The 22,178-nt window shown below is 66.1% G+C and carries 25 protein-coding genes; 6 read left to right on the forward strand and 19 right to left on the reverse strand.

Annotation, left to right across the window (positions count from 1 at the left end):
* From ACGLHS_RS31125 to mscL, 3 genes are all read left to right on the forward strand, one after another.
* The coding region (locus ACGLHS_RS31125; protein ID WP_394485671.1) for a YadA-like family protein at positions 1 to 1,259 on the forward strand (1,259 nt) is incomplete at its 5' end.
* Positions 1,260 to 1,416: 157 nt separating this feature from the next.
* On the forward strand, positions 1,417 to 3,906 hold the full coding sequence (locus ACGLHS_RS31130) for a tetratricopeptide repeat protein (RefSeq protein ID WP_394485673.1): 2,490 nt from the start codon (positions 1,417 to 1,419) through the stop codon (positions 3,904 to 3,906).
* Between the two features lie 59 nt (positions 3,907 to 3,965).
* A complete protein-coding gene (gene mscL / locus ACGLHS_RS31135) occupies positions 3,966 to 4,394 on the forward strand; it encodes a large conductance mechanosensitive channel protein MscL (RefSeq protein ID WP_093246044.1) in 429 nt (142 codons plus the stop codon).
* A gap of 118 nt (positions 4,395 to 4,512) precedes the next feature.
* On the opposite strand, the gene pdxA is transcribed toward mscL, so the two are convergent.
* Complete coding sequence (pdxA, locus tag ACGLHS_RS31140; RefSeq protein WP_394485674.1) at positions 4,513 to 5,628, reverse strand: 4-hydroxythreonine-4-phosphate dehydrogenase PdxA; 1,116 nt, start codon at positions 5,626 to 5,628, stop codon at positions 4,513 to 4,515.
* Complete coding sequence (locus ACGLHS_RS31145) at positions 5,625 to 6,398, reverse strand: Nif3-like dinuclear metal center hexameric protein (RefSeq protein WP_394485763.1); 774 nt, start codon at positions 6,396 to 6,398, stop codon at positions 5,625 to 5,627. Before ACGLHS_RS31145 ends, pdxA begins: the two co-directional genes overlap by 4 nt.
* A 126-nt stretch (positions 6,399 to 6,524) precedes the next feature.
* On the opposite strand from ACGLHS_RS31145, the gene ACGLHS_RS31150 reads away from it, so the two are divergent.
* Complete coding sequence (locus ACGLHS_RS31150) at positions 6,525 to 7,685, forward strand: trypsin-like peptidase domain-containing protein (protein WP_093246046.1); 1,161 nt, start codon at positions 6,525 to 6,527, stop codon at positions 7,683 to 7,685.
* Positions 7,686 to 7,875: 190 nt separating this feature from the next.
* Here ACGLHS_RS31150 and tatC read toward each other — a convergent pair whose 3' ends face one another.
* From tatC to ACGLHS_RS31195, 9 genes are all read right to left on the reverse strand, one after another.
* Positions 7,876 to 8,685, reverse strand: coding sequence for a twin-arginine translocase subunit TatC (tatC, locus tag ACGLHS_RS31155; RefSeq protein WP_093246187.1), 810 nt, complete (start codon positions 8,683 to 8,685; stop codon positions 7,876 to 7,878).
* A 66-nt stretch (positions 8,686 to 8,751) separates the two neighbouring features.
* Complete coding sequence (gene tatB / locus ACGLHS_RS31160; RefSeq protein WP_093246047.1) at positions 8,752 to 9,210, reverse strand: Sec-independent protein translocase protein TatB; 459 nt, start codon at positions 9,208 to 9,210, stop codon at positions 8,752 to 8,754.
* 13 nt (positions 9,211 to 9,223) lie between these two features.
* Positions 9,224 to 9,472, reverse strand: a complete 249-nt coding sequence (tatA, locus tag ACGLHS_RS31165; RefSeq protein ID WP_093246048.1) for a Sec-independent protein translocase subunit TatA — start codon at positions 9,470 to 9,472, stop codon at positions 9,224 to 9,226.
* A 65-nt stretch (positions 9,473 to 9,537) separates the two neighbouring features.
* Entirely contained in the window at positions 9,538 to 9,897 is a 360-nt protein-coding gene (locus ACGLHS_RS31170; RefSeq protein WP_394485675.1) for a histidine triad nucleotide-binding protein, read from the reverse strand.
* Positions 9,887 to 10,276, reverse strand: coding sequence for a hypothetical protein (locus tag ACGLHS_RS31175; RefSeq protein ID WP_093246051.1), 390 nt, complete (start codon positions 10,274 to 10,276; stop codon positions 9,887 to 9,889). Before ACGLHS_RS31175 ends, ACGLHS_RS31170 begins: the two co-directional genes overlap by 11 nt.
* A 14-nt stretch (positions 10,277 to 10,290) precedes the next feature.
* Positions 10,291 to 10,671, reverse strand: a complete 381-nt coding sequence (locus ACGLHS_RS31180; RefSeq protein ID WP_093246052.1) for a phosphoribosyl-ATP diphosphatase — start codon at positions 10,669 to 10,671, stop codon at positions 10,291 to 10,293.
* A complete protein-coding gene (gene hisI / locus ACGLHS_RS31185) occupies positions 10,668 to 11,057 on the reverse strand; it encodes a phosphoribosyl-AMP cyclohydrolase (RefSeq protein ID WP_013539725.1) in 390 nt (129 codons plus the stop codon). The genes ACGLHS_RS31180 and hisI overlap by 4 nt, the downstream gene beginning before the upstream one ends.
* 37 nt (positions 11,058 to 11,094) lie before the next feature.
* Entirely contained in the window at positions 11,095 to 11,874 is a 780-nt protein-coding gene (hisF, locus tag ACGLHS_RS31190; protein ID WP_394485676.1) for an imidazole glycerol phosphate synthase subunit HisF, read from the reverse strand.
* Positions 11,875 to 11,894: 20 nt separating this feature from the next.
* Complete coding sequence (locus ACGLHS_RS31195; protein ID WP_394485677.1) at positions 11,895 to 12,728, reverse strand: D-hexose-6-phosphate mutarotase; 834 nt, start codon at positions 12,726 to 12,728, stop codon at positions 11,895 to 11,897.
* Positions 12,729 to 12,896: 168 nt separating this feature from the next.
* On the opposite strand from ACGLHS_RS31195, the gene ACGLHS_RS31200 reads away from it, so the two are divergent.
* Both ACGLHS_RS31200 and ACGLHS_RS31205 read left to right on the forward strand, forming a co-directional pair.
* A complete protein-coding gene (locus tag ACGLHS_RS31200) occupies positions 12,897 to 14,204 on the forward strand; it encodes a dicarboxylate/amino acid:cation symporter (protein WP_394485678.1) in 1,308 nt (435 codons plus the stop codon).
* 8 nt (positions 14,205 to 14,212) lie between these two features.
* Entirely contained in the window at positions 14,213 to 15,142 is a 930-nt protein-coding gene (locus ACGLHS_RS31205; RefSeq protein ID WP_394485679.1) for an amino acid ABC transporter substrate-binding protein, read from the forward strand.
* A 34-nt stretch (positions 15,143 to 15,176) separates the two neighbouring features.
* On the opposite strand, the gene ACGLHS_RS31210 is transcribed toward ACGLHS_RS31205, so the two are convergent.
* From ACGLHS_RS31210 to hisD, 8 genes are all read right to left on the reverse strand, one after another.
* Positions 15,177 to 16,355, reverse strand: coding sequence for an AAA family ATPase (locus ACGLHS_RS31210; protein WP_394485680.1), 1,179 nt, complete (start codon positions 16,353 to 16,355; stop codon positions 15,177 to 15,179).
* Positions 16,356 to 16,387: 32 nt separating this feature from the next.
* A complete protein-coding gene (hisA, locus tag ACGLHS_RS31215; RefSeq protein WP_093246059.1) occupies positions 16,388 to 17,131 on the reverse strand; it encodes a 1-(5-phosphoribosyl)-5-[(5-phosphoribosylamino)methylideneamino]imidazole-4-carboxamide isomerase in 744 nt (247 codons plus the stop codon).
* Between the two features lie 63 nt (positions 17,132 to 17,194).
* Positions 17,195 to 17,851 (reverse strand): imidazole glycerol phosphate synthase subunit HisH, encoded by a 657-nt coding sequence (hisH, locus tag ACGLHS_RS31220; RefSeq protein WP_394485681.1) that lies wholly within the window; start codon positions 17,849 to 17,851, stop codon positions 17,195 to 17,197.
* Positions 17,852 to 17,870: 19 nt separating this feature from the next.
* On the reverse strand, positions 17,871 to 18,488 hold the full coding sequence (gene hisB / locus ACGLHS_RS31225) for an imidazoleglycerol-phosphate dehydratase HisB (protein ID WP_394485682.1): 618 nt from the start codon (positions 18,486 to 18,488) through the stop codon (positions 17,871 to 17,873).
* Entirely contained in the window at positions 18,485 to 19,573 is a 1,089-nt protein-coding gene (hisC, locus tag ACGLHS_RS31230; protein WP_394485683.1) for a histidinol-phosphate transaminase, read from the reverse strand. Before hisC ends, hisB begins: the two co-directional genes overlap by 4 nt.
* Positions 19,570 to 19,941, reverse strand: a complete 372-nt coding sequence (locus ACGLHS_RS31235; protein WP_394485684.1) for a hypothetical protein — start codon at positions 19,939 to 19,941, stop codon at positions 19,570 to 19,572. The genes hisC and ACGLHS_RS31235 overlap by 4 nt, the downstream gene beginning before the upstream one ends.
* Positions 19,942 to 19,953: 12 nt before the next feature.
* Positions 19,954 to 20,766, reverse strand: coding sequence for a hypothetical protein (locus tag ACGLHS_RS31240; protein WP_394485686.1), 813 nt, complete (start codon positions 20,764 to 20,766; stop codon positions 19,954 to 19,956).
* Positions 20,767 to 20,797: 31 nt separating this feature from the next.
* Entirely contained in the window at positions 20,798 to 22,168 is a 1,371-nt protein-coding gene (hisD, locus tag ACGLHS_RS31245) for a histidinol dehydrogenase (protein WP_394485687.1), read from the reverse strand.
* Positions 22,169 to 22,178 lie beyond the last annotated feature (10 nt).

Consider the following 22,178-nt stretch of genomic DNA (forward strand, 5'->3'; position numbering starts at 1 on the left):
CCATCAACACGCTGAGTGCCACCAACGTCAGCACGACGAACCTGACGGCCAACGCCGGCACGATCAACACGCTGAGCGCGACCAACGTCAGCACGACGGACCTGACGGCGAACAACGGCACCATCAACACGTTGAGCGCAACCAATGTCAGCACCACGAACCTGACGGCCAACAACGGCACCATCAACACGCTGAGCGCCACCAACGTCAGCACCACGAACCTGACGGCCAACAACGGCACGATCAACACGTTGAGCGCGACCAACGTCAGCACGACGGACCTGACGGCCAACAACGGCACGATCAACACGTTGAGCGCGACCAATGTCAGCACGACGAACCTGACGGCCAACGCCGGCACGATCAACACGCTGAGCGCGACCAACGTCAGCACGACGAACCTGACAGCCAACGCCGGCACGATCAATACGTTGAGCGCCACCAACGTCAGCACCACCAATCTGACGGCCAATGCCGGCACCATCAACACGCTGAGTGCCACCAACGTCAGCACGACGAACCTGACGGCCAACGCCGGCACGATCAACACGCTGAGCTCCACCAACGTCAGCACCACCAATCTGACGGCGAGCCGCGGCACGATCAACACGCTGAGCGCCACCAACGTCAGCACCACCAACCTGTCGGCCGCCAGCGCCACCATCAACGCACTGACCGCCAACACGGTCAGCGCGACGACGGTGAACGCGAACACGGTGAACGCCAGCACGGTGAATGCCACCACCGGCAACTTCCAGACGATCACGGCCGCCAACGGCAACATTACGGTGCTGAACACGCAGACCGGCAACATCACCACGATCAACGCCGTGACCGGCAACGTCACGACGCTGAACGCGGGCACGGTCAACGTCACAGGCAACGTGACGGCGGGCGGCACCATCACGGCGGGCAACGGCGTGGTTGCCAACGGCCGCGTGCAGAACGTGGCTCCTGGCGTGCTGCCGACGGACGCCGCGAACATGTCGCAGTTGAACCAGGTCCGCAACGAAGTGCAGGACATGCGCAAGACCAGCAGCACCGGCGCGGCCATCGCACTGGCCGCGGCCTCGGTGCCGGCGCTCGAAGCGGGCAAGAGCTTCGGCATCGGGGTGGGCGTGGGCTCCTACGACGGCCGCTCGGCCATCGCCGCAGCTGCCAGCTTCCGCATCGGCGAAGGCGCGCAGATCAAGGTGAACCTCGGCAGCGGCAGCAGCGGCAAGGTCGGCGGCGGTATCGGCGCCTCCTGGTCCTGGTAATCCGGCTCTTGCATTCCCGTGGCGCCCACGCGCCGCGGGAATGCCAGCGGATGAAAACGAAAGGCCGGACCCTATACTGGGTGACCGGCTTTTTCACTTGTGCGGAGGCCGGCATCCAAGCGGCCGCTCTCCTCTGACCCGTCCATCACACGGCTTCATGAACTCACCTTCTCTCGCCCCCGCTCCTTCCACACCGGCCGAAGACGCCGGCAGTCTTCTGGAACAGGGACTGACGCTGCACCGGGCTGGTCGTTTCGCCGAAGCCCTGCAGGTCTACGAGGCGCTGCTGTCGCGCTTTCCGGAGCACGCCGATGCGCTACACCTGACGGGCGAGGCGCTGTACCGGCAAGGCCGCCCGAAGCTGGCGCTGAACTACGTGAACCGCGCCATCGCCCAGTCGCAGCACCCCTTCTACTTCAACACCCGCGCGACGATCTTCATGCACATGGGCCTGGCGGCCGAGGCGCAGCAAGACCTTCGCCGCGCCATCAAGGCGCTGCCGAACTACCCCGAGGCCTACGTGAACCTGTCGGCGGTCTACCGCCAGCAGAAGAAGTTCCGCCAGGCGCGCGAGGCCGCGGCCGAAGCCACGCGGCTCGCGCCGCAAGCGCCCGCGGCATGGAACAACGCCGGGGCGATCGACATGGAGCAGGACCGCTTCGACGAAGCCATCGTGCAGTTCCGCCAGGCACTGGGGCTCGATCCGAACTACGCCGCCGCGCACAAGAACATCGGCAAGATCCGCGCGCACCAAAAGGACTGGGCCGCCGCGCTCGACTCGTACGCGCATGCCGCCGCCGATCCGCTGGATTGCGAGGCCGCATTCATGCTCTCGCGCGCGCTGCAGGCCTGCGGCCGCACCGAAGAAGCGATCGAACCCATGCAGCGCGCCATGCGCAACTGGCCGGCCGAAGAGCGCCACAAGGCGCTGGCCGACCCCGAGGGCGTGGCCGCGCTGTACGGCGTGTGCGGTGCGCTCGAGGGCGTGTCGATGCGTTTCGCCGAATCGGCCGAGCTCTACAAGCTCGCGCTCGAAAGCCTGCCCGAGCACGAACTGCTGCTGAACAACCTGGGCACGGTCAATTTCCGGCTGGGCCATTTCGACACCGCCATCGAAGTGCTGAAGAAAGCACTCGAAGTGCATCCGCGCCAGGTGCTCGCACGCTGCAACCTGGGCGTGACCTACGTGATGGCCGGCCAGTCCGAGGCGGCCATCGCCGAGTTCGAGCAGTGCCTGCGCGACGACCCGGACTTCATGCCGGCCATGGTGTGGATGCTGGGCGAGAAGGCGCACATCGCCGACTGGAACGGCGTGCCCGCGCTGCGCGAGCGGATCGCGGCGCTGCTCGACAGCCCGGGCAACGACCACACGGTGTCGTCGTTCATCCTGATGTCGAACTACGACGACGCGCGCCGCCTCATGAACTGGACGCAGCGCTCCGCCCTGCTGGCTGATCGCAACGCGGCCATCAGGCCTTTTGCCGGCGCGGGCGCCCGCCGCACCTCGCCGCGCATCCGCGTGGGCTACTACTCGTTCGACTTCCGCAACCACCCGGTCGCGCACCTGACGGCCGAGCTCTACGGCCAGCACGACCGCCAGGACTTCGAAGTCTTCATCTACTCCTATGGCCCGGACGACGGCCATCCCGCGCGGGCACGCATCGCGGCGTCCGTCGAGCATTTCGTCGACCTGCAGGGCCAGTCGATCCAGCAGATGGCCGAGCGCATCCGCGAGGACGAGATCGACATCCTGGTGGACCTCTCGGGCGACACGCGCGGTGCCAAGCCGCAGGTGCTGGCCTACCATGCGGCGCCCGCGCAGCTCATGTGGCTGGGCTACATGGGCACCAGCGGTACGCCGAACTACGACTACCTGGTGTCCGACAACTACCTCTCGCCACCGGGCACGGAAGACTGCTACTCCGAAAAGCTGCTGCGCCTGCCCGAGACCTTCCAGGTGATCGACACCAAGCGCCCCGTCAACCCGCACAAGCCCACGCGCGCCGAGCACGGCCTGCCCGAAGACGCCTTCGTGCTGTGCAACTTCTCGCAGTCCTTCAAGATCCAGCCCGAGACCTTCGAGGCATGGGTACGCATCGTGCAGGGCATCCCGAACTCGGTGCTGTGGCTGGCACAGGGGCCGAACGGCTTCGAGCACAACCTGCGCGCACACTGGGAGAAGGCCGGCCTCGCGGCCGAGCGGCTGATCGTGTCGCCGCGCATGCCGGTCGACCAGCATCTGGCGCGCATCGGCCTGGCCGACCTGTTCATCGACACCTTCCCCTACAGCAGCGGCGCCACGGCGAACGACGTGCTGTGGTCGGGCGTGCCGCTGCTGGCGCTCACGGGCACGACGATGGTGTCGCGCATGGCGGGCAGCCTGCTGGGCGCCATCGGGCTGCCGGAACTGGTGGCCACGAACCACGACGAATATGTGCACAAGGCCATCCACTACGCCACGCATCCCGACGAACTGGCCGCACTGCGCGCACGGCTCGTCGCGGCCAAGGATGCACGCAGCGGCTACTTCGACACGCCGCGCTTCGTGCGTCATCTCGAGGACGGCTACAGGCAAATTGCCACGCGCAGTCGTGAAGGGCTGCCGGCGGATCACGTCAGCGTTGCGCTGCGTCCTCAGGAGAAGTGAGCAATCGCGGGCATACTCGGCACTCCTTCAACAGCAGAGCTCCAGCAGCCTTTTGAATCATGAGCATCCTCAGTGAATTCAAGGAATTTGCCGTCAAGGGCAATGTCATCGACCTCGCGGTCGGTGTGATCATCGGTGCCGCGTTCGGCAAGATCGTCGACTCGCTCGTGGCCGACATCATCATGCCGCTGGTCGGCGTGGTGTTCGGCAAGCTCGACTTCTCGAACCTCTATGTGGTGCTGGGCACTGCACCGGCCGGCGTGGCCAACACGCTGGCAGACCTCAAGAAGGCTGGCGTTCCGGTGCTGGCCTATGGCAACTTCATCACCATCGCGGTCAACTTCGTGATCCTCGCTTTCATCATCTTCATGATGGTCAAGCAGATCAACAGGCTGAGGAAGACCGAAGCCGAGGCGCCCGCCGCACCGGCCGCCACGCCGGAAGACATCACGCTTCTGCGCGAAATCCGCGACAGCCTCAAGCGATAACTGTCGCCGGTCTTTGGGTGAGCCGGGTGACGCGCACTGCGTGTCGCGTTGCCCTCTCACTCCCTTCGCCTCGACGAGGGGGATCAACCGACCGGCCACGCGCCGGTTCCGCGTTACCTCAAGAACTGCTAGTTGAAAGCTTGCGCGCCATGCGTAGCGCCTCGACGAGGCTCGACGCATCGGCAAGGCCAGTGCCTGCGATATCGAACGCGGTGCCGTGATCGGGGCTGGTCCGCACCAGCGGAAGCCCCAGCGTCACGTTCACGCCCTTCTCCACGCCGAGGTACTTGACCGGAATCAAACCCTGGTCGTGGTACATCGCGATCACCACATCGAACTCGCCGCTGGACGGCACGCCGGCCTTGGCGCGCGCGCGCATGAACACCGTGTCGGGCGCATGCGGGCCGTTGGCGTCGATGCCTTCGGCGCGCGCGGCCTCGATGGCCGGCAGGATGATCTCGCGCTCTTCCGACCCGAAGAGGCCGCCCTCGCCCGCATGCGGGTTCAGGCCCGCGACGCCGATGCGCGGCGCGCGGCCCAGCGCATGGCTCAACGCCCGGTGCGTGATGCGCAGCGTCTCGAGCACGCCTTCGAAGCGCACCGCCTCGATGGCATGGCGCAGCGACATGTGGATGCTGACGAGCACGGTGCGCAATTCGTCGTTGGCCAACATCATGCGCACCGGCACGTCGGCCACGCTGCGCCCCAGGTGCGCAGCCGCTTCGGCCTGCAGCAGCTCGGTGTGACCGGGGTACGGAAAGCCGGCGGCCGAGAGCGCCTCTTTGTGCAGCGGCGCGGTCACGATGGCCGCGATTTCGCCGCGTAGCGCGGCCCGCGCGGCCCAGACCACGCATTCGCCCGCCACGCGCCCGGCCTCAGCGCTGATGTGCCCCAATTCGATGTGAGTGGGCGGAGCAATCACCTGCAAGACGGGGATGCAGCCGGGCGGCACCGTCGCCGCTTCGGCCACGGATTCGATCTCCAGCACCGGCCACGCCAGTTGCCCCGGCGAGGCCAGGGCTTGCGATGCCCGGCGCAAGGTGCCGACGTCGCCCGCGACGAAAGCGCCACGCGTCGCATCAGGCGCATCGCGAAACGCCTTGACGATGATCTCCGGGCCGATGCCCGCGGGATCGCCCAGCGTGATCGCGATGGCTGCTTCGCTCACTGGATGGCCCTCGTGCGCCGCATGGCTGCGGTGCGCACTGGCGTGGGAAGGCTGCGTAGCGCTCATGCCGGGTTGTCGATGTCGATGAATTCGTGCACCAGGCCCAGCTGTGCCGCCACGTGCCCGGCCACCGCCGGCGCGCCGTAACGCTCGGTCGCATGGTGGCCACAGGCGAGAAAGGCGACGCCCATCTCGCGCGCGTAATGGGCCTGGGGCTCCGAGATCTCGCCGGTGATGAAGGCATCGGCGCCGGCCGCGATCGCCGCTTCGAAGTAGCCTTGGGCACCGCCCGTGCACCAAGCTATGTTTTTAATAGCGCGACTCGCCGTATCCACAAGCGTTACGGGCCGATTCAACACGCCTTCCACATGCACTGCGAGCGCCTTGGCGTTGGCAAAGCTCTCGCCGTTGTTGCGCGCGCCGAGAAAACCCAGCTCCTGCTCGCCGAAGCGTCCTGCCGAACCCGCGTGGGCCACGAGCCCCAGTTGCAGGCCAAGCTGAGCGTTGTTGCCCAGCTCGGGGTGCGCATCCAGCGGCAGGTGGTAGGCCAACAGATTGATGTCGTTTCCCAGCAGCAGGCTCAGGCGCTGCTTCATCCAGCCGGTGACGCAGCCGTCCTGGCCGCGCCAGAACAGGCCGTGGTGCACGAAGATGGCGTCGGCTTCCGCCCGGATCGCGGCTTCGATCAGCGCGCGGCTGGCGGTCACGCCCGAGACGATCTTGCGCACCACGGTGCGCCCCTCGACCTGCAAGCCGTTGGGGCCGTAGTCCTTGAAACGCCCGGGGGCCAACAGCAGGTCGAATGCGTGCAGCAGTTCATGTCGGGTGGTGCTCATCGCGACATTGTCGCGCGACCCCAATCCCGGCCGGGCGGTGGCGTTTCCAGGCCGCGTCATTGAGGGACAATCGCATGCAGTACCGCGCCGGATGGCGCTTTCCACTGCCTTTTTCATTCAAGCTTCATGAAACGCACCTGGCTGCTCTTTGCCCAAGCCGTGACCGTCCTGCTGGCGGCCTACTTCGTCGTCGCGACGCTCAAGCCCGAATGGCTCAACAAGCGCGCGACCTCGCTGGGCGGCGTGGTGTCGATCGTCGAGGCGCCCACCGGCAACCCGGCCATTCCGACGCCCGGCAGCCTGAGCGTGCCGGCCAAGAAGGCCTCGCCGGCGGTCGTGAGCATCAACACCAGCAAGGCTGCGCAGCGCCATCCCCGCAGCAACGACCCGTGGTTCCGCTTCTTCTTCGGCGACCAGGACGACCAGCCGCAAGTGGGCCTGGGCAGCGGCGTGATCGTGAGCCCCGACGGCTACATCCTCACCAACAACCACGTGGTCGAGGGTGCCGACGAGATCGAGGTCACGCTGAACGACAGCCGCCACGCGCGCGGCAAGGTGATCGGCACCGACCCCGACACCGACCTGGCCGTGCTCAAGATCGAGCTCGACAAGCTGCCCGTGATCGTGCTGGGCAACTCCGATGAACTGCAGGTGGGCGACCAGGTGCTGGCCATCGGCAACCCCTTCGGCGTGGGCCAGACCGTGACCAGCGGCATCGTCTCGGCGCTGGGCCGCAACCAGCTGGGCATCAACAACTTCGAGAACTTCATCCAGACCGATGCGGCCATCAACCCCGGCAACTCGGGCGGTGCGCTGATCGACGTCAACGGCAACCTGCAGGGCATCAACACGGCGATCTATTCGCGCTCGGGCGGCAGCATGGGCATCGGCTTCGCCATCCCGGTGTCGATGGCCAAGATCGTGCTCGAAGGGATCGTCAAGGAAGGCCAGGTGCGCCGCGGCTGGATCGGTGTCGAGCCGAACGAGCTGTCGCCCGAACTGGCCGAGACCTTCGGCGTGAAGGCGGACGCGGGCGTCATCATCACCGGCGTGCTGCAGAACGGCCCCGCCGCCAAGGCCGGCATTCGCCCGGGCGACGTGATCACCTCGGTGGGCGAGAAGAAGACCGATAACGTGCAGGCCCTGCTGACCGCGGTGGCAGGCCTGAAGCCCGGCAGCACCTCGCGGTTTGCGCTTCAGCGCGGCAGCGACAAGATGGAATTGGACGTGACACCGGGCCTGCGGCCCAAGAGCCCGGTTCGCCAAGTTCCCAACCAGCAGGAATAAGCTCGCCCTCAGGCTTTGCGCACTTCGTGTTGTTTCTCCCCCTACCGGGGGCAACACCTGAGGCCCGGCAAAGCCGGTTCCTCGGTGTTTCTGGAACAGCTTTTGGGGCTTGGGCTGGAACTACTTCAGGGCCAGGGCTGCAAGCGGATGGGGCATGCGGTGTGCCCCGTTACGCGCCCTGCCCTCTGATTCAGCTGGAAGCCGAATCGGCGCTTTCTTCGTCTTCGGGCTTCTTGCCCGTGCTCGCGAAGTAGCGGGCACCGATGATGCCCACCTCGTACAGCAGGCACATCGGCACCGCCAGCGCAAGCTGCGACACCACGTCGGGCGGCGTGAGCACCGCAGCCACCACGAAGGCCACCACGATGAAGTAGCCGCGGAAGGACTTCAGCTTCTCGATGGTCACCATCTCGAAGCGCACCAGCAGCATCACCACGATAGGCACCTGGAAGGCGACGCCAAAGGCGATGTAGAGCGAGAGGATGGCCTCGACGTACGAAGAAATGTCCGGCGTCGCCTGCACAGCGGCGGGCGCAAAACGCTGGATGAAGCTGAACATCTTGTCCAGCACGAAGAGCTGCACGAAGGCGATGCCCGCATACGCCAGCAGGCTGCCGAAGAAGATCAGCGGCAGCGCGAACTTCTTTTCGTGACTGTAGAGGCCCGGTGCCACGAACATCCACGCCTGGTACATGAGCCAGGGCAATGCCAGCAGCACGGCCGCCATCATCAGCACCTTGAGCGGTACGAAGAACGGCGAGAACACGCCGATCGCGATCAGCTTCGCATCGTGCGGCATGTGGGCCTTGATCGGCATGGCGATCAGGTCGATCAGCCCGCCCGGGCCGGGCCAGATGGCCAGCAGGATGCCCGCGACCACGAGGCCATAGACGCAATACAGCAGGCGGTCGCGAAGCTCGACCAGGTGCGCCACGAACGGCTGTTCGGTGCCCGCCAGCTCGTCTTCTTTGTCTTTGTTCTTGTTGTCGGAATCGGCCATTGGAAAAGAAGAAAGCGTGACGTCGGCCGGCGTGCGGCGCACGAACAACGCGGTGGTGGGGGTGCGCTAGTTGATCTTGTGGGGGCGGAAACGGGCAACCCGCGCCGCACCCGACAGCGCCTTGGTGCGCACGCCGTTGCGCGCCTTGTACCACTGCGGCGTGGCGCCCTGCTTCAGGCGCCAGTTCTTGCGGGGGTGCCTGTATTCGGGCACCGAAGGCTCGGGCTCGGCCAGCGCCGAAAGCGTTTCGCCCGAGCCGGAAAACTGCTTCTCGAATTCGCTCGCACCGGCGTGGATGCTGTGCTCGACGTCGCGCGCGGCATCCTCGACCGTGGTCTTCATCTTGCGCAGCTCGTCAAGCTCCATCGAACGATTGACTTCGGCCTTGACGTCGTTCACGTAGCGCTGGGCCTTGCCGAGCAGGGTGCCGACGGTGCGCGCCACGCGCGGCAGCTTCTCCGGACCGATGACGATCAGCGCCACGACGCCGATCAGCGCCAGCTTCTCAATGCCGAGGTCGAGCACGTGCGGTCCGCGCTCAGGACTTCTGACGCGCTTCGACGTCGATCGCCGACTTGTCGCCGTTGGCCGGCTGGCCGGTCACTTGCTGGGCGGGGGCCGACGAGGCGGCGGGGGCATCGGACGAGGCACCGTCCTTCATGCCGTCCTTGAAGCCCTTGACGGCGCCACCAAGGTCCGAACCCATGTTCCGCAGCTTCTTGGTGCCGAAGATCATGACCACGACGAGCAGCACGATCAGCCAGTGCCAGATAGAAAAAGAACCCATGGAAGACTCCTAAGAATGTGTCCGATTTTAGTCGGGCGGAATGTGACAGTTTGGCTTAATGCCGCTCAGCCGCGAAGCCACGGCCGGGGACCGCCCATGACATGGACATGGAGATGGTGAACCTCCTGCCCGCCCTCGGCCCCCGTGTTGACGACGACCCGGTAGCCGCCGTCGGGATACGGCCGGCAGCCCTGCTCCAGCGCCAGCTTGGGCGCCAGGGTCATGATCTTGCCCATCAGCGCCGCGTCGTCGGACGTCAGCTGGGCCATCGAGGCGATGTGCTTCTTGGGCACCAGCATGAAATGCACCGGCGCCCAGGGGGCGATGTCGTGAAAGCCGAACAGGTCGTCGTCTTCGTAGACCTTGCGCGAGGGAATCTTGCCCTCGATGATTTTGCAGAAAACGCAGTTCGGATCAGATGACATCTTTGGGTTCCATGGGGCGGCCGTCGTTCATGCGGATCATGCCTTTCACGATCCGGTAGAGGAACCACAGCGAAATCAGGCTCCAGGCGATCCAGCCGGGCACGAAGAGCAGCAGCCAGAGCCATGCGGTCAGAAGGTAGGCCAGGCCGGCCCACAGCACCGAGCGGATGCGCCAGCTGAAGTGCGAGGCCTGCCACGTGCCGGCCGCGTCCTCGCGCTTCACGAAGTCGATGACCAGCGCCACCAGGAGCAGCAGCACCGAGGCCTGCGCCCCGGGCAGCACGGCACCGATGGCCACGATCAGGTGCAGGATGTAGCTCACCCAGCCCCAGGTCTTGAGGGAGTCGTCGGGTTCCACGTTCACGATGTCGTTGGCCATGGGATATCGTCCTTTCAGTCGTTGCCAGCCTCGCGGGCGTGCACCTTGCGCAAGGCCTTTTCCTCGATGCCGCTGGTGCCTTCGCGGCGCTCGAGCTCCGCGACGACATCGGCCGGCGAGAAGCCGTAGTGCGCGAGCGCCACCATGGTGTGGAACCACAGGTCGGCCACTTCGTTCACTATTTTCGAGCGGTCGCCGCCGTGGTCGGCGTCTTTCGCGGCCATCACGACCTCGGTGGCCTCCTCGCCGATCTTCTTGAGGAAGGCATCGGGGCCCTTGTGCAGCAGGCGCGCGACGTAGCTCTTCTCGGGATCGCCGCCGCGCGCGGGCAGCCGGGTCTCGATGACCGCGGCCAGGCGTGCGAGGGCGTCGGAGGTGTTCACGGCGGCCGTCATTTGTAGATCGACTCCGGGTCTTTCAAGACCGGCTCGACCACGGTCCACTGGCCCTTTTCGTACTTGCTGAAAAAGCAGCTGTGGCGGCCGGTGTGGCAGGCGATGCCGGGCTCGTGGCCCAGCTGGGTGACCTTGAGCAGCACCACGTCGTTGTCGCAATCGAGGCGGATCTCGTGCACGGTCTGCACGTGGCCCGATTCCTCGCCCTTGAACCACAGCTTGTTGCGCGAGCGGCTGAAATACACCGCACGGCCCAGCTCGGCGGTCTTTTCGAGCGCCTCGCGGTTCATCCAGGCGAACATCAGCACGTCGTTGCTGCCTTGTTCCTGCGCGATCACGGGCACCAGCCCGTTCGCGTCCCATTTCACTTCATCGAGCCAATTCATCGGCATATTGTCGGGGATAGAAAAAGACCCTTGAAGCTCAGCTGCGCACGGGGATACCGCGCTCGGCCATGCGGGCCTTGGCTTGTCCGACCGTGTATTCGCCGTAGTGAAAGATGCTGGCCGCCAGCACCGCATCGGCGCCGCCGGTCTGGATGCCGTCAGCCAGGTCGTCGAGGTTGCCGACGCCGCCCGATGCGATCACCGGCACGTCGACCGCGTCGCTCACCGCGCGGGTCAATGCCAGGTCGAAGCCGCTCTTGGTGCCGTCGCGGTCCATGCTGGTCAGCAGGATCTCGCCCGCGCCCCGGCGAACCATCTCGGTGGCCCATTCGACGGCATCGAGGCCGGTGTTCTTGCGGCCGCCGTGGCTGTACACATCCCAGCCCGCGCCGCGCGTGGCCGCGTCTTCGGGGCTGCGGCGCTTGGCATCGATGGCCACCACGATGCACTGCGCGCCGTACTTCTGCGAGGCGTCGTTGATCACCCGCGGGTCGGCTATCGCGGCCGAGTTGAAGCTGGTCTTGTCGGCGCCCGCATTGAGCAGGCGCCGCACGTCCGCCACAGTGCGCACGCCGCCGCCCACGGTCAGCGGAATGAAGACCTGCGAAGCCACCGCTTCGATGATCGGCAGGATCAGGTCGCGGCCATCGCTGGTGGCGGTGATGTCCAGAAAGGTGAGCTCGTCGGCGCCTTGCGCGTTGTAGCGCGCGGCGATTTCCACCGGGTCGCCGGCATCGCGCAGCTCAAGGAAGTTGACACCCTTGACGACACGGCCACCGGTGACGTCGAGGCAGGGAATGATGCGTTTGGCAAGCATGGGAATGAACCGGTAAGAAATCAGAGAACGCGAAGCTGTTGCCAGCCCTGCCATTGGGCGCCGGGTGCCAGCAGCACCGGCTCGTCGATGCGCGCCGCTTCGACGCACAGCATGTGGCGATAGCCGTCTTCGGGCATGTCGGCGAGTTTCGCACCGAGCAGCGCGCCCGGGTTCCAGACCACGGTTTCGCTGCAGCTCGTGCTTTGTGCGATCTCGAGGGTACCGCCGGGCTGCACCAGCCGCAGCGGTGTGGCCGGCGCGCCGTAGACGCTGTCGAACTCGGCATCGAAGTGCAGAGCCGACGCGGTTTCCACATGGCGGTCGTCCCGCAGCGAATCCCATCGGTTGGCACCCTGCAGGCCTTCGAGGTGAACCGTGGCGATGTCGTCGACACGCAGATAGGTGTGCAGCGCCGCGGCGAAGGTCCAGGGCGCGCGGTCGATGTTGGTCAGGGTGAGCGCCGTGCGCAGCTGGCCTGCGGACAGCGTGACGTCGAGCCGTGCCTCAAAAGCGTGCGGCCAGATCTTTCGGGTGGCTTCGCTGTCGCGCAACATCAGTCGCAGCGTATCGGACGTGCCCGCGGCCTCTTGCACCCAAGGCAAATTGCGCATGAACCCATGCTTGGGCAACATGCCGCGCTGGTTGAACTGAGGGCAGCAAATGGGCACGCCGCCGCGGATGGCGGCCTGCCCGTCGAACACGGCGCGCGGGCTCAAATAGAGCCTTTCCACTGTGTCGGCCGTGGTCCAGGACAGCACTTGCGCACCGTGCAGAGCCACTGTGAGGTGGCTTCCGTCGGCCCCCGTGGCACGCAATGCGGGCTGGCCGCGAAACTCGATCGAGCTGATTTCCATGTGAGGAATTGTAGGCAGCGGGCGCTTCATGGCATGGATTTGGCATCAGGCCATTGCGTGCACGGGGCCTTCTTGGATACCCTGTGACTGCTTGCATCAGGAGACAAACGTGCAAGTCGGTCCCGTGCATACGAGAAAATCACTCCGACACAACAAAAGGGGATACGCATGAAGAAAAAGCTGCCGATGGCCGCCTGGATCCTGATTGCCATGGTGCTTGGCATCTTCATCGGCTACATGATCTTCACGAGCTTTCCGAACAAGAGCTCCGCCAAGGAAATCGCAGACTACGTCTCCATCATCTCGGACGTTTTCCTGCGCCTCATCAAGATGCTGATCGGACCGCTGGTGTTTTCCACGCTGGTGGTGGGCATCGCGCACATGGGCGATGCCAAGTCGGTGGGCCGCGTGTTCGGCAAGTCGCTGGGCTGGTTCATCACCGCATCGCTGATCTCGCTGATCATCGGCCTGGTCATGGCCAACCTGCTCAAGCCCGGCGAAAACCTCGGGCTGCCGCTGCCGGACATCGGGGCCTCGACCAACCTGGCCACCTCGAAGTTCACCTTCCGGGATTTCGTCTATCACGCGGTGCCGCGCTCCTTCATCGAGGCGCTGGCCAACAACGAGATCCTGCAGATCGTGGTGTTCTCGATGTTCTTCGGCGTCGCCCTCGCCTCGCTTGGCGACAAGGCCAAGACGCTGGTGGCGGCCATCGAAGAACTCTCGCACGCCATGCTCAAGATCACGGGCTACGTGATGAAGCTCGCGCCGCTGGCCGTGATGGCCGCCATGGCTGCCACGGTGGCGGTGAACGGCTTGGGCATCCTGATCAAGTTCGCCGTGTTCATGGGCGACTTCTACCTCGGCCTCTTCGTGCTGTGGGGCGTGCTGGTGCTGGCGGGCTTCGTGTTCCTCGGGCCGCGCGTGTTCAAGCTGCTGGTGCTCATCAAGGAGGCCTTCCTGCTGTCCTTTGCCACTGCAAGCTCCGAGGCCGCCTACCCCAAGATCCTGCAGGCGCTCGACCGCTTCGGCGTCAAGCGCAAGATCTCGAGCTTCGTGATGCCGATGGGCTACTCGTTCAACCTGGACGGCTCGATGATGTACTGCACCTTCGCCGTGCTGTTCATCGCGCAGGCCTACAACATCCACATGCCGATCAGCACGCAGGTCACCATGCTGCTGATCCTGATGCTCACCTCGAAGGGCATGGCCGGCGTGCCGCGCGCCTCGCTGGTGGTGATCGCCGCCACGCTGAACCACTTCGACATCCCCGAGGCCGGCCTGCTGCTGATCCTGGGTGTCGACACCTTCCTCGACATGGGCCGCTCGGCCACCAACGCGGTGGGCAACTCCATCGCTACCGCGGTGGTCGCCAAGTGGGAAGGCGAGCTGCTCTCCGAGAGCGATGCCGAGGTCAACGCTCGGGCGCTGGACGCGGAAAGCGAAGCCACCCTCGCCCACCCGGCCCACGCATGAGCCACGCCATGAAGCGCCAAGGCCCGCTGTCGCTGCCGCGTTTCCTGGCCACTCTGCTGCTGGCGGCCACAGCCCTTATCGCGGGGGCGGCGGCGCAGGCGCAAGACCAGGGCCTCGCCGCACTGACCGGCACCCTGGCCAAGGCGCGCGAAACCGGCGCCATCACCATCGGCTACCGCGAGTCGTCGGTGCCCTTCTCGTACCTCAATGCGCGCAAGGAGCCCATCGGCTATTCGATCGAGCTCTGCCGCTCACTGGTGACGGCCATCGAGGACGCGGTGAACAAGAGCCTCGCGATCAAGTGGGAACCCGTGACTTCCGACTCCCGCATCGATGCGGTTGCCAGTGGCAAGGTCGACCTGGAGTGCGGCTCGACCACCAACAACCTCGAGCGCCAGAAGCACGTGAGCTTCTCGCCGACGATGTTCGTCTCGGGCACCAAGGTGCTGGTGAAAAAGGGCTCGCCGATCAAGTCCTTCCGCGATCTGGCCGGCAAGAAGGTGGCCGTGACGGCCGGCACCACCAACGAGAAAACGCTGCGCGACCTGTCCGAGAAGTTCAAGCTCGGCATCCAGCTGCAGGTGGCGCGCGACCACGCCGAATCCTTCGGCCTCGTGAAGAGCGGCCAGGCCGATGCCTTCGCCACCGACGACGTGCTGCTCTATGGCCTGATCGCGCAAGACACCGCCAAGGCCGACTACGAGGTGGTCGGCGACTTCCTCTCCTACGACCCCTATGGGATCATGTACCGCAAGGGCGATGCGCAACTGAACAAGCTCGTCATCGACACCTTCCAGGTGCTGGCGGAAGACGGCGAGATCGACCGGCAGTACAAGCGCTGGTTCCTGCGCAAGCTGCCTTCGGGCGAGAGCCTCAATCTGCCGATGAGCGCGCAGCTCGAGACGATCATCCAGACGATGAAGGTGAAGGCCGAATAGGGAGCCGGATAACGTCGAACAGCCCGATGCCGCCCTAGCGCGCCGGCCACTCCCAGCGCGGGATTTCGCTCATGTCGAGGTTCGCGATGCGGGTCTCGCCGAACTGCTTTTCGAGCACCACCGACCGCAGGTCTTCGCTGTCTTCGAGCGCGGCGATCAGGCGCGCGGCGTGCGACACCACGATCACCTGCGACCCACGCGCCGCCTGCGCAATGAGGCGTCCGAGCGCGGGCAGCAGGTCGGGGTGCAGGCTGGTTTCGGGCTCGTTGAGCACCAGCAGCGACGGCGGCCGGGGCGTGAGCAGCGCGGCGATCCAGAGCAGGTAGCGCAGCGTGCCGTCCGACAGCTCGGCGGCGGTCAGCGGGCGCAGCAGGCCGTGCTGGTGCATCAGGGTTTCGAAGCGGTCTTCGGCCACGCGGATCTCGATGCGGGCGCCCGGGAAGGCATCGTCGACGGCACGGTCGAGCGCCTCGTCGTCGCCGATCTCGCGGATGGTCTGCAACGCTGCGGCCAGGTCGGCGCCGTCGTTGGCGAGCACCGGCGTGTAGGTGCCCAGTTGCGGCTGGCGCGCGGGTGCGTCGGCGTCCGAGCGGAAGTGATCGTAGAAGCGCCACGAGCGCATCTGCTCGCGCAGCGTGAGCATCTCGGGGGCCGCGTGCGGGTCAGCGTACTCGGTCATCATGCTGGCGAAAGCGGGGATGGGGCGGCCGACGGCCTGCCAGCTCTTGTTGTTGTCACCGCGCAAGCGGAGTGCAGCGCCTTTGCGGTCGACCAACTGCGTAGAAGGCCGCAGCCACGGGCCGTTCCAGATGACCTCTCGCTTGATTTCGGGGTCGTGCGAAAAGCTGGTCGGCAATGACGACGACGGCAGGCCGATATCGATCGCATAGCCGAAGTCTTCTGCTTCGCTGCCCGCGAAACCCAGCCGCAGCGCGACCGGCTCGTTGCGCCGTGTCCCCTGCACCGGCATTTCGCCCCGCAGCATCGCGCCAGAGAAGCTCTCCGGCCCCGCCCAGAGCGTCGAAGACAGCCCGCCCTCGCGCACCAGCGAACGGATCACGCCGCCGTTGGCGATGTCGGCCAAGAGCCGCATCGCGCGGTACACGCTCGACTTGCCGCTGCCGTTGGCGCCCGTTACGACCGTGAGCCGGCCGAGCGGCACCGTCAGCTGTCGCAGCGAACGGTAGTTGGCGATGGCGAGCGCGGAGAGCACGCGCTACAGGAAGTACAGGCCGGAAGAAGGCGTCAGGCGCCGGCCAGCTCGTCCGCGCGCGCCTGGGCGGCGGCGAAATCGAGGTCGCCCGAGTAGATGGCGCGTCCGCAGATCACGCCCTCGACGCCATCGGATTCGACCGCGCAGAGCTGGTCGATGTCGGCCATGTTCGAGAGGCCGCCCGAGGCGATCACCGGAATGGTCAGCGCCTGCGCGAGCTTGACGGTGGCTTCGATGTTGATGCCCGAGAGCATGCCGTCGCGGCCGATGTCGGTGTAGATGATCGACTCGACGCCGTAGTCCTCGAACTTCTTGCCCAGGTCGGCCACCTCGTGGCCCGTGAGCTTGCTCCAGCCGTCGGTGGCGACCTTGCCGTCCTTGGCGTCGAGGCCCACGATGATGTGGCCGCCGAAGGCGCTGCAGGCGTCCTTCAGGAAGCCCGGGTTCTTGACCGCGGCGGTGCCGATGATCACGTAGCGCAGGCCGTCGTCGATGTAGCGCTCGATGGTGTCGAGGTCGCGGATGCCGCCGCCGAGCTGCACCGGGATGTCGTCGCCGACTTCCTTCAGGATCGCCTTGATGGCCGCGTGGTTCTGCGGCTTGCCGGCAAAGGCGCCATTCAGATCGACCAGGTGCAGCCGCCGTGCGCCGGCATCGACCCACTTGCGGGCCATGGCGGCGGGGTCTTCGCTGAAGATGGTGGACTGGTCCATGTCGCCCTGTTTGAGGCGAACGCAATGGCCGTCTTTGAGATCAATGGCGGGAATGAGGAGCATGGAAGTGGCGCGAGTGTGCGAAATCCGGGCTGCAAAAGGTTCGGCCCGGTCGGAAATGGATGATCAGGGATTCCAGTGGAGGAAATTTCGATAGAGCTGCAACCCTTGGTCCGCACTCTTCTCCGGGTGGAACTGGGTTGCAAAAATGTTATCGCGTGCGATGGCCGCGGTAAAGCGGGCGCCGTAGTCCGCCTCGCCCACGCTGTGCCGGGCGTCGGTCGGCCGGGCGTAGAAGCTGTGCACGAAGTAGAAATAGCTCTGGTCGGGAATGCCCGCCCACACCGCGTGCGGCTGGGCCTGGCGCACCTGGTTCCAGCCCATCTGCGGCACCTTGAAGCGGCTGCCGTCGGATTGCAGGCGCCCGGCCAGCTCGAACTTGAGAACCTCGCCCGGAATGAGGCCCAGGCCGTCGGTCGGCCCTTCGTCGCTGTGCGACAGCAGCATCTGCATGCCGACGCACACGCCGAACAGCGGCTTGCTGGCCGCCGCCTCGAGCACCGACTCCTGCAGGCCGGAGTCGCGCAGCTCGCGCATGCAGTCGGGCATGGCGCCCTGCCCCGGCAGCACCACGCGGGTGGCCTTGCGCACCACGTCCGGGTCGGAGGTGACGAAGACCTGCACGCCGACCTGGTCGGCCGCATGCCGCACGGCCTGCGAGACGGAGTGCAGGTTGCCCATGCCGTAGTCGACGACGGCGACGGTGTTGTCTGCAGATTTCATGGCTGTTCGCTGGAGGGTTTCAGAGCGAACCCTTGGTCGAAGGAATGACGCCGACGGAACGTGGATCGAGTTCCAGTGCGCCGCGCATGGCACGGGCAAAAGCCTTGAACACGGTCTCGCACTGGTGATGCGCGTTCACGCCCTTGAGGTTGTCGATGTGCAGCGTGACGAAGGCGTGGTTGACGAAGCCCTGGAAGAACTCGTAGGTGAGCTGGCTGTCGAAGGTGCCGATCATGCCGCTGGTGAAGGGCACGTGCATCACGAGGCCGGGGCGGCCCGAGAAGTCGATGACCACGCGGCTCAATGCTTCGTCGAGCGGCACGTAGGCATGGCCGTAGCGGCGAATGCCCTTCTTGTCGCCGATGGCCTGGGCCACGGCTTGGCCGAGGGTGATGCCGACGTCTTCCACCGTGTGGTGGCCGTCGATGTGCAGGTCGCCCTGGCAGTCGATGTCGAGGTCGATCAGGCCATGGCGGGCGATCTGGTCGAGCATGTGGTCGAAGAAGCCGATGCCAGTGGAAAGCTTGGCCTTGCCGGTGCCGTCGAGGTTGACGCTGACGGTGATCTTCGTCTCGGCGGTGTTGCGGGTGACCGTCGCTGTGCGATCGGCGTTGCCCGGGGGGGTGGGGGTGGTCATAGTGAGGCTTCGAGTGCCGCGAGCATCCGCGCATTCTCGTCGGCCGTTCCGACGGTGAGGCGCAGGCAATTTGCCAGCAGTTCGTGCATTTTAGAAACGTTCTTCACCAGAACCCCGTGTGCCTTCATGCCTTCGAAGGTCTTGGCGGCATCGGGCACGCGCAAAAGCACCATGTTGGCGTCGCTGGGCCAGGTCTTGACACCCGGCAGCCGGCCAAGGCCCGTCATCAGGCGCTCGCGCTCCTCGCGGATCTGCGCCGCCTGGGCCTCGAACACTTCGGCGTGCTCCAGCGCGAACAAAGCGCACTCGCAGTTGAGCACGCTGATGTTGTAGGGCGGGCGCACCTTGTCGATCTCGGCGATCAGCGCGGCCGGCCCCATGAGGTAGCCCAGCCGGATGCCGGCCAGGCCGAACTTGCTGAGCGTGCGCATCAGCAGCACGTGGCCGTGCCCGGCGAGCCGGTCGATGTAGCTGCGGGCGGCAAAGGGCTGGTAGGCCTCGTCGATCACCACCAGGCCGCCTTGCGCGCCCTGGGCCTGCACGATCTTCTCGATGACGGCGTCGTCCCAGAGGTTGGCGGTCGGGTTGTTTGGGTAGGCCAGGTAGACGATGGCGGGCTTCTCGCACGCGATGGCGGCCAGCATGGCGGCCTCGTCGAGCTCGAAGTCGGCCGTGAGCGGCACGCCGACGAAGCGCAGGCCCTGCAGCTGCGCGCTCATGGCGTACATCACGAAACCGGGCACGGGCGCCAGCACGGTGGCGCCGGGCAGGTCGCAGGCAATGGCCAGCAGCGAGATCAATTCATCGGAGCCGTTGCCCAGCATCAGGCTGAAGCCTTCGGGCATCTGCGCATGGGCGGCCAGTGCGCTCTGCAGGTCGGCGCCGCGGTCGCCCGGGTAACGATTCAGTGCCAGCGCGCCGAGCCGCGCGCCCAGCTCGGCCTGCAGCGCTGGCGGCAGGCCGAAGGGGTTTTCCATCGCGTCGAGCTTGATGAAGCCGCGCGCGTCCTGCACCGCATAGGCATGCATGGACTGCACGTCGGCGCGGATGCGTTGAAGGGAGCGGGCGGTATCGGGAGCGGTCATCGGGTGCAGCGGTAGCTGTTGCGGAGGGCGCCGGACATGACCAGTTGCACGGGCATGTCGGCTTCATAACTGTCGGCGTTGCGGCTCAGCTCGGTCTGGTAGAGCGAGCGGGCCATAGAGGGTTCGAGGCGGCGGCCCTCGACGCAGAACAAGGGCTTCTGGCCATTGCGCTGCGACGATTCGACGCCTTCGCGCAGGCCTTCGAGCACGCCGACGAGGTAGTAGCTGGCGTAGGCCTTGCCCTCCTTCTCGGTGGCTTCGAGCGTGCGCAGTTCGCGGATGCTCATGGCCTGTGCGCCGGCACCGGCCGCCAGTGCGAGCAACAGCACCGACAGGCGCGGCAGCATCAGGACGGCGGTGCGCTTCATGGGCTTCGACGGCTACTTGCGGTAGCGCGGCGGCGGCGCATACGAGCCGTCGGCCGGGAAGGCGTTCGGCTGCGAAGACGTCGTATCGCGGCGGGCGCGGCGCGGCACGTTGGGCTCTTCGAGCTCGAACACCGCGGCGCCGATCACGCCGATGTTGCGCACGTCGCCTGCCTCGGTGTTGGCTGCATAGGCACGACCCGGCGCGGCAAAGCGGAAAGCGGCGACTTCGTTCTGGCTCTTGCGGAAGCCTTCGATGGTCAGCGACTCCTGCCCGCGCAGCACGTAGCCGCCGTTGCGCAGGCTGCCGGGCTTGCCGTTCAGCACGTCGAGGCCGTCGACCGTGGCGATCACCTCGTAGCTGCGGTCGCTGAGGTTGCGAAAGCGCAGCGTGTAGCGCGAGCCTTCGACACCGGCCAGCCGGAACATGTCCTCTGCACGGCGTGCGCGCTGCAGCGGCAGCGGGCGGCCGTTTTCGTCGAGCACCGACCATTCGATGTCGCCCTGCGCCAGTTGCAGGTTCAGGCGCCGCTCGGGATCGTTACCGACCGTGCGGCGCACGGCGCTCGCTTCGTTGTAGCCCAGCGAGGCCACGTCATCCGGCGTTTCGGAGAGGCGCTTGATCGCGACCGTGCGGGTCTTCGATTCGAGGCCCTCGCCCCATTGCGTGCCGAGTTGCGGCGCGGGTGCTGCTGCGCTGGTCGTGGAGGTGCTTGCCGTGTCGCGCAATGCCAGCGGTTGCTGGCTGCAGGCGGCCAGCAGGGCTGCGCCCGCGACAAGACCCGTGGCGAACTTGAAAAGGCGCGAGCGATAGAAACGATGAATCATCTTTGCTCCTCCCGAAGCGAGTTATGGAGCCTCAGATCTTACGCAGGCGCATGCGGGCAGCTTCCGCGTGCGCCTGCAGGCCCTCGCCCTCGGCCAGCGTGACGGCGATGGGGCCGAGCACCTGGGCACCGGCCTCGCTGACTTCGATCAGGCTGGAACGCTTCTGGAAGTCGTACACGCCCAGCGGGCTCGAGAAGCGCGCCGTGCCGCTGGTCGGCAGCACGTGGTTGGGGCCGGCGCAGTAGTCGCCCAGGCTCTCGCTGGTGAAGGCGCCGAGGAAGATCGCACCGGCGTGGCGCAGCAATGGCTCCCAGCGGTTCGGCTCGCTGCTGCTCACTTCAAGGTGCTCGGGGGCGATGCGGTTGCTGATCTCGCAGGCCTCTTCCATGTTCTTCGTGTGGATCAGCGCGCCGCGGCCGTTGAGCGAGGCGGCGATGATTTCCGCGCGCGGCATGGCGGGCAGCAGGCGATCGATCTCGGCCTGCACGCGGTCGATGTAGGCGGCGTCGGGGCACAGCAGGATGCTCTGCGCCAGCTCGTCGTGCTCGGCCTGGCTGAAGAGGTCCATAGCCACCCACTCGGGCGGCGTGGTGCCATCGGCCAGCACGAGGATCTCGCTCGGGCCCGCGATCATGTCGATGCCCACGGTGCCGAACACGCGGCGCTTGGCGGCGGCCACGTAGGCGTTGCCGGGGCCGGTGATCTTGTCGACCGCTGGAATGGTGGCGGTGCCGTAGGCGAGCGCGGCCACGGCCTGCGCGCCGCCAATGGTGAAGGCGCGCGTAACGCCGGCCACGTAAGCGGCAGCAAGCACGAGCACGTTGCGCTCACCCTTCGTCGACGATTGCCCGCCCGCACCGCCCGTCGCGACGCTGCCCTTCACAGGCGTCGGCACGACCATGATGATTTCGCCGACACCGGCCACATGCGCCGGAATCGCGTTCATCAACAAGCTGGACGGATAGGCCGCCTTGCCGCCAGGCACATAGATGCCGACGCGGTCCAGCGGCGTGACTTTCTGGCCAAGCAAGGTGCCATCCGCGTCGCGGTAGCTCCAGCTCTCGCCGCTGGCCTTCTTCTGCGCCTCGTGATAGCTGCGCACGCGATCCGCCGCAGCCTGCAGCGCATCGCGTTGCGAAGCGGGCAGCGAATCGAAGGCTTCCTTGAAATCGGCCTGGGTCAACTCGAGTTCCGGCACCGCAGCGGCACCGAGCCCATCAAAGCGGCGCGTGTACTCCAGCACCGCCTCGTCGCCGCGCTTTTGCACATCGGTCAGGATGTCGGCCACCACCTTCTCGATCGCAGCGTCCGCATCCGCAGACCAATGCAGCCGCGCCTTGAATTCAGCGTCGAAGCTGGCTGAAGTCGTGGACAGACGGGCGGGGGCTGCTTTCAGAGTCATGAGGTTCGGA

This window comes from Variovorax sp. VaC1, from assembly GCF_043658315.1.
In the GTDB taxonomy this organism is placed as follows: domain Bacteria; phylum Pseudomonadota; class Gammaproteobacteria; order Burkholderiales; family Burkholderiaceae_C; genus Variovorax.